Origin of the sequence: Hymenobacter mucosus (assembly GCF_900188255.1) — a bacterium.
In the GTDB taxonomy this organism is placed as follows: Bacteria; Bacteroidota; Bacteroidia; order Cytophagales; family Hymenobacteraceae; genus Hymenobacter; species Hymenobacter mucosus.
In genome coordinates, this window is sequence record NZ_FZNS01000019.1 from 12,283 (window position 1) to 23,386 (window position 11,104).

General features: G+C 54.0%; 9 protein-coding genes. 3 read left to right on the forward strand and 6 right to left on the reverse strand.

Translation table 11 applies throughout. The annotated features are described in order from the left end of the window. Positions 1 to 7 precede the first annotated feature (7 nt). Positions 8 to 1,507 carry a lipopolysaccharide biosynthesis protein gene (locus CHB83_RS22345; RefSeq protein ID WP_089334364.1) on the reverse strand — a complete coding sequence of 500 codons (1,500 nt, stop codon included), beginning with the start codon at positions 1,505 to 1,507 and terminating at the stop codon, positions 8 to 10. A 137-nt stretch (positions 1,508 to 1,644) separates the two neighbouring features. Continuing rightward, positions 1,645 to 2,433 carry an enoyl-CoA hydratase/isomerase family protein gene (locus CHB83_RS22350; RefSeq protein ID WP_055562508.1) on the reverse strand — a complete coding sequence of 263 codons (789 nt, stop codon included), beginning with the start codon at positions 2,431 to 2,433 and terminating at the stop codon, positions 1,645 to 1,647. Positions 2,434 to 2,633: 200 nt separating this feature from the next. Between CHB83_RS22350 and mscL the strand changes: the two genes are divergently transcribed. The 3 genes from mscL to CHB83_RS22365 all read left to right on the forward strand — a co-directional run bounded on the left by mscL (position 2,634) and on the right by CHB83_RS22365 (position 4,772). Next, complete coding sequence (gene mscL / locus CHB83_RS22355; protein WP_317044816.1) at positions 2,634 to 3,119, forward strand: large conductance mechanosensitive channel protein MscL; 486 nt, start codon at positions 2,634 to 2,636, stop codon at positions 3,117 to 3,119. A gap of 214 nt (positions 3,120 to 3,333) precedes the next feature. Further along, positions 3,334 to 4,209, forward strand: coding sequence for a DUF3078 domain-containing protein (locus tag CHB83_RS22360; protein WP_052694928.1), 876 nt, complete (start codon positions 3,334 to 3,336; stop codon positions 4,207 to 4,209). Between the two features lie 107 nt (positions 4,210 to 4,316). Next, positions 4,317 to 4,772 (forward strand): hypothetical protein, encoded by a 456-nt coding sequence (locus CHB83_RS22365; protein ID WP_055562509.1) that lies wholly within the window; start codon positions 4,317 to 4,319, stop codon positions 4,770 to 4,772. 151 nt (positions 4,773 to 4,923) lie between these two features. Here the strand turns inward: CHB83_RS22365 and CHB83_RS23675 are convergent, their stop codons facing one another. The 4 genes from CHB83_RS23675 to CHB83_RS22385 form a co-directional block, all read right to left on the reverse strand. Beyond that, a complete protein-coding gene (locus tag CHB83_RS23675) occupies positions 4,924 to 5,640 on the reverse strand; it encodes a hypothetical protein (RefSeq protein ID WP_143437253.1) in 717 nt (238 codons plus the stop codon). A gap of 200 nt (positions 5,641 to 5,840) precedes the next feature. After that, complete coding sequence (gene infB, locus CHB83_RS22375) at positions 5,841 to 9,074, reverse strand: translation initiation factor IF-2 (RefSeq protein ID WP_089334366.1); 3,234 nt, start codon at positions 9,072 to 9,074, stop codon at positions 5,841 to 5,843. A gap of 122 nt (positions 9,075 to 9,196) precedes the next feature. Further along, the gene (gene nusA, locus CHB83_RS22380; RefSeq protein ID WP_089334367.1) at positions 9,197 to 10,486 is read right to left on the reverse strand and encodes a transcription termination factor NusA; all 1,290 of its coding nucleotides are present in this window, start codon (positions 10,484 to 10,486) and stop codon (positions 9,197 to 9,199) included. A gap of 81 nt (positions 10,487 to 10,567) precedes the next feature. Beyond that, positions 10,568 to 11,041: a ribosome maturation factor RimP gene (locus CHB83_RS22385; RefSeq protein WP_179225609.1), complete on the reverse strand. Its 474-nt coding sequence runs from the start codon at positions 11,039 to 11,041 to the stop codon at positions 10,568 to 10,570. Positions 11,042 to 11,104: the final 63 nt, after the last annotated feature.

The following is an 11,104-nucleotide window of genomic DNA, read 5'->3' on the forward strand; positions in this document are numbered from 1 at the left end:
TTAGTAGTTAGAGAGCTTTCAACCGCCGGCCTTCCACGGCGGCTACTAGCCCCACAAATCCTAGGGTGAGGAGGGCATGGAACCCGTAGCGTCCCCAACCCTCACCAATGGGCGCCCACCAGCTAACTGCTACTACGCCTACTGCAACAAGCAGCCATATGAGCAAGCGCGCTACGGGGTAAGGCACCGGGAAGTGCCGATCTCCTAGCCACCAGCAGATAGCCGCCATCATAAAATAGCAGGCCAAGGTGGCTAAAGCAGACCCCATATAGCCGATTATAGGAATGAGCAGGAAGTTTAGAACGATGGTGAGTACAGCCCCCGCAACACCTATGTAGGCACCATAGTAGGCTTTGTCGGTGAGCTTGAACCACACCGAAAGATTCCAGTACACTCCCAGAAACAGTTGGGCTAGCAGCAGAACCGGAACTACACTCAAGCCTTCTAAGTACTCGGGCCTTTGCAGAAATACCCGGGCCACTAGCTCCACATTAATGCTTACACCAACGAACAGCATGGCGCAGCACAACGTGAACCATTTGAGCACCAGCGCAAACGTGTGTGGGGAGTTTTTCTCGTTGCTTTGAGCAAAAAAGAATGGTTCGGCCGCGTACCTGAAAGCTTGAATCACGAGGTTCATCAGGATGCTAATCTTATAGCATGCCCCATAAATACCAACGGCTGCTAGGTTGCTACGTCCCGGGTAAAAGCCTTCCGGTAGCCACCGCGGCAGCAAAATCCGGTCTAGCGTTTCATTGACCATGCCGGCCAGCCCCATCAGCATAATAGGGTAGGCATACCGCAACAGCGGCCGGAGCGGTTCCAAATTCAGGCGGAACCGCACCGCTAGCAACTCGGGCGCCAGTAGAACGAGCGTGAAGGCACTGGCCGCTAGGTTCGAGAGGAACACGTAGCCTACCCCAATGCTAGGATCATATAACTGTTCTACTAGAGGCCGTAGGCCAGCCAAGTACTTACCCGACAAAATATCCGGGCAAAATACAATGAAGAACAGATTCAGGCCCACATTCATCAGAATATTGGCGAAGCGAATAACCGCGAATCGACGGGCCTTATTCTCCAGACGCAACCGGGCAAAGGGAATAGCTGCTACGGCATCTAAACCCAGGATGAAAGCAATCCAGACGGCGTACCGCTCATGGCCCGGCGGCAGGGCCAGCAAGCTCATGAGTGGCCTAGCCAGCAATGCCAAACCAGCCGTGAATAGCGCACTGGTCAGCAGCAGCAGGGTCATTACCCGGTTGTACAACTCTGGTCGGTCGGTGCCGGGGCGGTTAGCAAAGCGGAAGTAGGTAGTTTCCATGCCGTAGGTGAACAGCACGTTCAGAAACGACACGTAGGCGAATAGCCCTGTTACAATACCATACTCAGCGGCTACAAACCTGCTTGTGTAGAGCGGAACCAAGAGGGTATTGAGTACCCGGCCCACAATACTGCTGACACCATAAATGGCCGTCTGGGAAGCCAGCCGCTTGGCAATACTCATTCAATACGATGAAAAATTGAAACTGTAAGATGAAAACTCGGCCAAGCACATACTCGGGCTCAGAAAGGTGCGCTACCAATGCAAGCCTGCCCACTGAATCCCTAGAAGGTAATGCTGGCTGCCGCGTACGAGTGTTTTTACTTGCCAGTAAATGCAGCGGGGCGCTTCTCTAAGAAAGCGGAAGTGCCTTCCCGGAAGTCTTCCGACGCGAAGCAGCGGGCAAAGGCATTGGCCTCCGTCTGGTAACCATGCCGGTCCTTGTCGAAGTAAGCATTTACGCAGTCGATTACCATGCCCAGGGCAAGGGGCGCTTTCGTGAGGATGCGTGTTAGCAACTGCTCGCAGAAGGGCAGCAACTCCGCCTGAGAAACTACCTGGTTGACTAGGCCCAGGCGCAGTGCCTCCTCTGCTTTTACCTGGTCGGCGGTGAGGAGTAACTCCAAGGCCTTGCTTTTGCCAATGAGTTGCACGAGGCGTTGGGTGCCCCCGTAGCCCGGAATCAGCCCCAAGTTTACTTCTGGTTGCCCGAAGCGGGCGTTATCGGAGGCTACGCGTAGATGGCAAGCCATGGCCAACTCGCAGCCCCCCCCGAGGGCGAAGCCATTTACCGCCGCAATAACGGGCTTGGAGCTTTCCTCAATCATGCAAAATGCCTCCTGCCCGCGCTCAGCCGCCCGGCGCGACGCAATTTCGTCTAGGGCTGCTAGCTCAGAAATGTCGGCACCAGCTACAAAGGCTTTCTCGCCGCTACCAGTAAGAATGATTCCGTGCACTGCCGAGTCGTCCAAGGCTTGCTGCATGGCACCCCGAATTTCTTCGATGGTAGCGCCATTGAGCGCATTGAGCTTGGAAGGACGGTTGATGGTAATCGTAAGGATGCCAGTAGCAGCATTTAGTTCGTAAAGCAGGTTTTCGAAAGAGGCCATGCGAAAAGTAGATAGGGATGGGGCAGTTAGAACGCGGGTAAAGATACTGTAAAAGCCCTGCGGTGGCTGCTGCCTTATCTGGCCGTATGGTAGGCGACCTTATGTAAGAGTGCACCGCGAAAGTGACGGTAGCGCCTTCTTATGTATACCGCATCAGGACTTGCTTGCTGTTGGCAGAAGCACAACGGTAGGACTAGCTGATGAAAACTATATATTTGCCCGTATTGCTGTTGGCTTCCACCGTTAACCTTCTCACTACTATGGGATTTGTGTCAGAGTTTAAAGAGTTTATTTCAAAAGGAAACGTGCTGGATCTGGCCATTGGCGTTATCATTGGCAGTGCGTTCGGAAAGATCGTAACCTCGCTTACGGATGACATCATCATGCCCATTCTGAGTGTATTCACCCAAGGAATTGACTTCAAAGAGAAGTTTTTTGCCCTTAACGGTCAGCAGTATAAGGACCTCAAGGCAGCCCAAGACGCGAAAGCCGCCATCGTTAGCTACGGCAACTTTCTGAACGCCGTCATTTACTTCCTCATCATTGCCTTCGTGATTTTTTGGGTAGTAAAACTAGCTAACCGCTTCAAGCGTCCGCAGGAGGTAATAGCCGTGGCCGACCCGCTCCCTACGAAAGATCAGGCCCTGCTGATGGAAATTCGTGACGCGCTCCGTACCCGGGTGTAGCAGCCGTAATACTGGCAAAGAAAAGCCGGCCTTTGCTCTGGAAGGAGCAAGGACCGGCTTTTCTTTGCGCAAAAATGTAGTTCTGTTGAAAATGAAGAACGTAGTGGGAAGGAGTAGGTGGCTGATTACCCTGATACTAGTATTGTCCACGCCGTGCCTCCTAGCACAAGTGCCCGCTCCAAATCGGGGCCCGGTGCCCGTCTACACATACAAAGTGGCTACTGAGGTCGACACGGCCCGGGGCTGGCATCGTGGGGGCGTAGGCACGCTCAACTTCAGTCAAGTTAGTCTAAGCAATTGGGCTGCTGGTGGGCAAAGTTCCTTATCGTTGCTTGCTCTGGGCAACGTATACGCGCACTTCCGTGGCGCCGACCATACTTTCGACCTAGCAGCAGATATGGTATATGGGCTGCTCAAGCCAGGTAAGGCGCGCATGCGCAAAAACGATGACCGATTGGAGCTAAATGCCCGCTATGGTCGTCAGTTCGCTAATAAGCTTTCGTACACGGCGCAGATGAACCTCAAAACGCAGATCACGCCCACTAAGGCGCTTAACAAGCCAGACTCCCTATTGTCGCGCTTTTTTGCACCGGCTTATATTCTGACTTCCCTGGGGGTTGAATACAAACCCAACGACGACTTCTCTGTGTTTGCATCTCCCATTACCGGGAAGTTCACCATCGTAGCTGACCGCACGCTAGCCGACGCGGGAGCATTTGGAGTAAAAGCTGCCCGCCGTGATACAACGGATGCGCCTATTCGAGGAACTGGGGAGCGGCTGCGCGAAGAGCTGGGCGCGTACCTGAATGCCCGCTACCGCCGCAGCTTGGGGCAAAACATCGTGTACCAAACACGGCTAGAGTTGTTCAGTAACTACTTTCATAATCCTCAGAACGTGGACGTCAACTGGGAAAATCTCATCAACTTCAAGGTCAACAAGCTGATCAGTGCCAGTATCTCTACTAACCTGGTGTATGATGATGACGTACTGGTACCCCTAGACCGAAACGAAGATGGTACTCCCGACGACCGGGGGCGCCGAATTCAATTCAAAGAAACGCTAGGTATTGGCCTGACATACAAGTTCTAGGAAAATTTGAACTAACTTACCCACCTGCCCGTTGCTGGGCAATAACTTCCTGGCCAGGTTGTTGCCACCGGCCTCCTGGTCACCGGATTTTTCTACCTTCTTTCCTCATGATGAAGCTGCTCGTTGTTGCAGTGTTTGCTGCTGCTGGTCTGTTGGCCGCCCCCGCTCATGCCCAATCTACTAGCCCCGAGCGCTCTGAGCAGGCTCGTAAAGCGGATGAGGCTGGGCTGCGCAAAAAGCGGAAGGCTTCCTCGGGTGACATTGCCCGGATGCAGCAACGCATGAGCATGAATCCCGATGAAGCGAAGCGCGACCAGCAGATGGAGATTCTGGAAGCCCGTGCGGGTGGAGGTACTGGCAACACGAGCTTCGGCCGCTCTTCCGGTCCTGCGCGGCAGTACGAGAAGGGCGCCGGTGGTTTCACGGTAAAGAAGTTTAAGGACAACCGCATTGGTACAGCCCGGCAAAAACGTGGTCAGACCCGTGCCGCTGGCTTTGTAGATCCTAAGGGTAAACCGCTAAAGCACAAGAAGAAAAAGCATGGGTTCTTGTTCTTCAAGTAAGTTAGAACTCATACATGCTACGAATAGGAAAAGCCCCAACGTACCACGTTGGGGCTTTTTCATTACTGGGTAAGTAGGACGCGTACATGCAGAAGCCGGTTGGCTCACTTCATGTTGTGCACGTAGCGGATTGGCTGGTTACCTATGTTGCCTAAAACCTACCTGTAAGGCCTAGCTTGAAATAGCTCATATCATAGCCAAGTTCTGCAAAAGCTCCAATTCGGTTGGTTAGATAATAGCGCCCACCTAGAAAAACACCAGTTTCAAATTTGGTACCGAGTCCAGGATCATATTCAGAAGCAGGCACAGTTTCCAGGTACGTGTCTTTGTAGTGTTCGAACCGGGCTCCTATGCTAGCGCCTACGTAGGTATCTAGGTTAGGAACCTGGAGTAGGTCGTAATGATAGGTGCCTCGTATAAGCACAACAATGTTCCGCCAGGAAGCATTGTATTCGGACCCCGGATAGTCGTAGCGGTATCCCTTATACCCAATCAAACCACCAAGACCAATCACGCCGGGGCCTATTCCTTCCAGTACTCCGCGTTCGGCCGAAATACTCATTGCTGGTGTAGCATCCACACTGCGAAAAGGGGAACCGTACCCCATCCCTAAGCCAAGGCCCAGGTTTACTACAGTAGTACCCTCGCGAAACAGTCCATCAGTGCTCGTTTGGCTAGATCCGAAGGGAGGGGTAGCATAGGTAGTGGAACTTCCCGAATGTTTGCTCGTGCTGCTACGCGTAGAGGCATTATTAGGCTTCGCCAATATGTTTTGCCCACCGGATCGTAACACAGGAACCTGCCCCTGAGCAGAACTATGGAATAAGGTAACGAAAGGCAGCAGGCAGGTAAGGGCAAGAATCTTCATGCGGAGGGTGTTGCAGGTACAATGGAGTAGTAGCAGTTTAGTCCAAATATTTGCAGGATTAGTGTAGAAAGTGTGCGAAGATAGAAGAATCTGCGGCATCAGAGGAGGCAGTAACCTTTTTCCCTAGTAGCACTACAAAACGACAAAGCCCCAGCCTACTGAAGTAGACTGAGGCTTTTCCTATCGTTGTTGAGCAGCGCTTAGAGCGTCCGCTTTACTTCTTGCTCTTCAAAGCCTTCAATGTTGTCGCCTTCGCGCAGGTCATTGAAGCCCTTAATTGAGATACCGCATTCGTACCCTTGGCGTACTTCCGACACATCGTCTTTGTAGCGCTTGAGGTCCTGAATCTCGCCTGAGTGTACCACGATACCATCGCGCACAAGGCGTACCTTGGTTTTGCGAGTGAAGGTACCGTCCGTCACCATACAGCCGGCAATGGTGCCTACCTTGGTGATGTTGAACACCTGACGAATCTCGGCGTTGGCCACTACCACTTCTTTCACCGTTGGAGCAAGCATGCCTTCCATAGCATCCTTCACCTCATTGATGGCGTTGTAAATGATAGAGTAGAGACGGATATCAATCTGCTCTTGCTCGGCCAATTTGCGGGCGCTCTGTGAGGGACGAACCTGGAAGCCGATGATGATAGCATCAGAGGCCGAGGCCAAGAGTACGTCGGATTCAGAAATGGCACCTACGCCTTTGTTGAGGATGTTTACGGCCACTTCTGGCGTGCTCAGCTTCAACAAGGAGTCGGCCAGTGCTTCTACCGAGCCGTCCACGTCACCTTTCACAATCACGTTAAGCTCCTTGAACGAACCGATAGCCAAGCGGCGACCAATCTCGTCGAGGGTAATGTGCTTCTTGGTCCGCAGGCTTTGCTCGCGAGCTAGCTGCTGACGCTGGGTGGCTAGTTCACGGGCTTCACGCTCCGTTTCCATCACCTGGATTTTGTCACCAGCCTGTGGTGCACCAGTCAATCCCAGAACCTGTACCGGAGTAGCCGGGCCAGCTTTCTTCATCTTCTTGCCGCGGTGGTCCGTCATGGCTTTCACACGACCGAAGTGTGGTCCTGCCAGAACAATATCACCAACCTGCATGGTACCCGTTTGTACCAAGATGGTAGTTACGTAGCCCCGGCCTTTGTCAAGCGAGGCTTCAATAACTGCTCCTACTGCGCTACGGTCTGGGTTCGCCTTGAGGTCGAGCAATTCGGCTTCCAGCAACACCTTTTCCAGAAGGTCCTCAATACCGAGACCGGTCTTGGCGGATACCTCTTGGCTTTGGTATTTACCACCCCATTCCTCTACCAACACATTGATAGCCGAAAGTTCTTCCCGCACTTTGTCGGGGTTAGCACCAGGCTTGTCAATTTTGTTGAGAGCAATTACGATAGGAACGCCGGCCGCTTGAGCGTGATTGATAGCTTCCTTAGTTTGTGGCATCACCGAGTCATCAGCAGCTACCACGATAATGGCAATGTCAGTAATCTTCGCACCACGGGCACGCATAGCGGTAAACGCTTCGTGACCAGGAGTGTCAAGGAACGTTACCCGCTTGCCTGACTTAGTCATTACATCGTAGGCGCCGATGTGCTGAGTGATACCACCAGCTTCACCTTTGGCTACGCTGGCATTACGGATGTAGTCAAGTAGCGAGGTTTTACCATGGTCGACGTGACCCATGATGGTCACGATGGGAGCCCGTGGCTGAAGGTCTTCTTCGTTATCCTCGATTTCAATAACCGTATCCTCTTCCTCTGCACTTAGGAATTCTACGTCGTAGCCAAATTCATCGGCAATTACCGTAATAGCCTCAGCATCAAGGCGCTGGTTGATGGACACGAACATGCCCATGTTCAAGCACACCTTAATAACCTCGTTTACCGACACGTCCATGAATGAAGCTAGGTCGTTTGCCGAAATAAACTCGGTTACTTTCAGCGTCTTCGAGGCTAGCTCGTTTTGCTGGCGCTGCAAGTCAGCAGCTTCAGCAATGTTGGCGCGCTTATCGCGGCGGTATTTAGCACGATTAGCTTGCTGACCACCACGGCCACCGCTGAGCTTAGCAAGTGTTGCCTTGATCTGCTCTTGAATCTGCTTTTCGTTCTGCTCAGGCGTAGCTGGGGTAGGAGCCGGACGGTTGCCGCCACCTTGGCCGCCTTGACCGCCAGGACGACGATCCTGCTGACCGGGTCCGCCGGGACGGTTGCCACCTTGGCCGCCTTGACCGCCAGGACGACGATCCTGCTGACCGGGTCCGCCGGGACGGTTGCCGCCACCTTGGCCGCCTTGATTGCCCTGACCGGTACCTGGTTGGCCCTGACCACCACCCTGCTGACCAGGAGTAGCGGGACCATTCATTGGAATGCGCTGGCGCTTCTTCTTAGAATCGGGGCCGAGGCCACTCTTCCGAACATCAGAGGAAGCAACTGGGCGCGCACCGCGTCCACCACCGCGCCGCGAAGAATCGAGAGGAAGTTCAATCTTACCGAGTACGGTAAGACCTTTTAGCTGGTCGGCTTTTGCTACAATGGTTTTAGCCTCTTCGGTGGCAGCAGGGGCCGGTGTCTCGGCGGCTGGGGTAGCTGGCGCCGAAGTAGCTGGTACTGCGGGTGCAGCCGGAGCGCTAGGCGCTGGCGCAGCCTGTTTGGGGGCTGCTGGAAGAGTTGGGGTAGTTGGCGCTGCCGAAACTGGTGCCGCGCTAGGCGCGGGTGCAGCTGCCTGTTGTGGGGCAGCTGGCGTGGGTTGCGGAGCAGGAGCCGGCTTGGCTACAGGTTGAACCACTGGGCTGGGAGCAGGTGCAGCAGGCTTAGGTGCTTGCTGAACTGGTGCCGGTGGCGGGGTTGGCGCCGGAGCCGCTGGCTTAGCTTCTGGCTGCGGAACTGGTGCCGGAGCCGCTGGCTTAGGTGCTTCAGCTACGGGAGCCGGCGCTGGGGGCGCAGGCGCTACGGGGGCAGGTGTAGGTGCTGCCGGACGCGGCGGCACTGGACGTCCTTTCGCATCCAACTCAATTTTGCCCAGTACTTTCAAGCCAGGAACACGGTTAGTGTCTTCAGCCGGAGCTGCTGGAGCTGCCGCCGCCGGGGTGGGCTGGGGAGTTACAGCCTGTGGGGTTTCAACAGGTTTTGGGGCCGGAACGGGCGTGGCGGGGCTAGCAGCTGCTTTGGGCGCTGCTGGCTCTGCGGGGCGGGGCGGAACTACTTCCTGCTCGTTCTGGCGTTTGGCCTGACTGAGCTTGGTAGCTTCGATTTTATCATTTGCCGACGATTCGAAAGCCTTGTTGAGCAAGGAGACTTGCTCCCCCGTTAGCTTCGTCGTGGGTTTATTTTCGATGATATGCCCTTTACCCGCCAGAAAATCCACAATCGTGGAAAGCCCAACGTTCAGGTCTTTGGCCGCCTGTTGTAGCCGTTTGGTTGCTGCTTCCGCCATTCTATGCTCGCGAACGATACTCTTATCTAGTTGCAAAGGTACTACATTAAATCTTGCCGGGCGGGGTTAAATCACGCCACCCGGCTTGATTTAACGCCCTTGCCGTACCGGCCGCCGCGCACTCATTGCGCGGCGCCGGAATTTTGTTCTTCTACCTGACCCTCTTCGTCATGCTCTTCGAACTCGTTATGGATTACGCGGAACAATTCTTCCACGGTTTCCTCCTCTAGTTCGGTGCGACGAACAAGGTCTTCTTTGTTCACCGCCAGTACGGCGCGGCCAGTGTCAAGGCCAATTTTCTTTAATTCTTCAATTACCCAACCTTCAATTTCATCGGTGAATTCGTCGAGGGCAATATCTTCCTCAAAGTCTTCTGCTTCGCGGAATACGTCAATTTCCATTCCTACCAAGCGAGAAGCCAACTTGATGTTGGCACCACCCCGGCCAATGGCCAATGACACTTGGTCTGGCTTCAGAAACACTGAAACCCGGCCAGTTTGTTCGTTTATCTTCATCGAGCCGATTTTAGCCGGCGACAATGCCCGAGCGATGTAAAGCTCCAGGTTATTGGTGTAGTTGATGATGTCGATATTCTCGTTTTCCAGCTCCCGCACCACCGCGTGAATACGTGAGCCTTTCATGCCTACACAAGCACCTACTGGGTCAATACGGTCGTCGTAGCTTTCTACAGCTACCTTGGCCCGCTCACCAGGCTCCCGCACGATGTTTTTAATCGTGATGAGACCATCATAGATTTCTGGCACTTCCTGCTCCATCAGGCGCTCCAAGAAGGCCGGAGCAGCGCGCGAGATGATAATCTTGGGTGTACCATTGATAACTTCTACACGGTGCACTACCGCACGCACGGTGTCGCCTTTGCGGTAGCGGTCCTTCGGGATTTGCTCGCCTTTGGGCAGTACCAACTCGTTTTCGTCCTTATCAAGAATAAGGGCTTCACGGCTCCATACCTGGTAAACTTCGCCTACTACTACTTCACCTACCTGGTCTTTGTAGGCTTGGTAGAGGTTGTCGCGCTCCAGGTCCTTCACGCGCTGAATCAGCGTCTGACGGGCCATGAGCACGGCACGGCGGCCGAAATCTTCCAGCTTTACTTCCTCAGCCACCTGCTCGCCTACTTCGTAGTCGGGCTCAATTTTTTGGGCTTCGGCCAGCGGAATTTTGTCGTGGTCCCAAATATCCTCCGAATTATCGTCTACAATTTCGCGGTTGCGGTAGATTTCCAAGTCGCCCTTATCCACGTTGATAATGACGTCGAAGTTGGCGTCATCGGTGTATCTCTTGCGGATCATGGTGCGGAACACTTCCTCCAAGATGCTCATCATCGTGGGGCGGTCAATGTTCTTGGACCGGGCGAATTCGGCAAACGATTCAATAAGCACGTTGCTGTTCATGGAATCATTGGTTTTGCTGGTTACTCTAATAGCGTTGCGGGCCCAGTAGCGGATGGGGCTGCGGGTCCGCAGCGGGTTATGTTATTTAAAGGAGATGACTACGCGCGCTTCCTGAATTTCCGAGTAGGGAATAAAGGCGGCGGGTAGCGTCTTTTTCTTGTTCTTTTCCTTCACCACTTCCGCTAGCTGAATGCCTTCTGCTTCGGTGGCTTCCAGAGCGCCAGTTTTCTCAGTGCCGTCCTGTAGCTTAAGCGCCAAGGACCGACCAACGTGACGGGTGTACTGCCGCGGGTCGCGCAAGGGCTGGTCAGCACCGGGGGAAGTTACCTCCAGCGTGTAGCTGGCGTCTTCACCATACACTTCGTCGACCCGGCGAGCCAGACGGCGGCTAACTTGAGCGCACTCGTCAATGCCCAGCGCCTGCTCACTGTCGAGAGTAACAGTTACTTTAGGCCGAATGGCGTCAGATACGGTTAGGTCTACTACAAACAAGCTGCCGTCAGTAGGCAGACTTTCTTGCAGCAGTTCAGCGAGATGGGCGCGGTCGAGTTTCATACAAGCGATGGGCGGGGTGGCAAAAGAAAGAGGGGACTATCCGTCCCCTCTGTTCGTGTCTTT

Coding starts and splice junctions, on each gene's coding strand:
- nusA (WP_089334367.1), bottom strand. CDS start 10,486: ATGAACAGCAACGTGCTTATTGAATCGTTTGCCGAATTCGCCCGGTCC.
- CHB83_RS22365 (WP_055562509.1), top strand. CDS start 4,317: ATGATGAAGCTGCTCGTTGTTGCAGTGTTTGCTGCTGCTGGTCTGTTG.
- CHB83_RS23675 (WP_143437253.1), bottom strand. CDS start 5,640: ATGAAGATTCTTGCCCTTACCTGCCTGCTGCCTTTCGTTACCTTATTC.
- mscL (WP_317044816.1), top strand. CDS start 2,634: ATGAAAACTATATATTTGCCCGTATTGCTGTTGGCTTCCACCGTTAAC.
- infB (WP_089334366.1), bottom strand. CDS start 9,074: ATGGCGGAAGCAGCAACCAAACGGCTACAACAGGCGGCCAAAGACCTG.
- CHB83_RS22350 (WP_055562508.1), bottom strand. CDS start 2,433: ATGGCCTCTTTCGAAAACCTGCTTTACGAACTAAATGCTGCTACTGGC.
- CHB83_RS22345 (WP_089334364.1), bottom strand. CDS start 1,507: ATGAGTATTGCCAAGCGGCTGGCTTCCCAGACGGCCATTTATGGTGTC.
- CHB83_RS22385 (WP_179225609.1), bottom strand. CDS start 11,041: ATGAAACTCGACCGCGCCCATCTCGCTGAACTGCTGCAAGAAAGTCTG.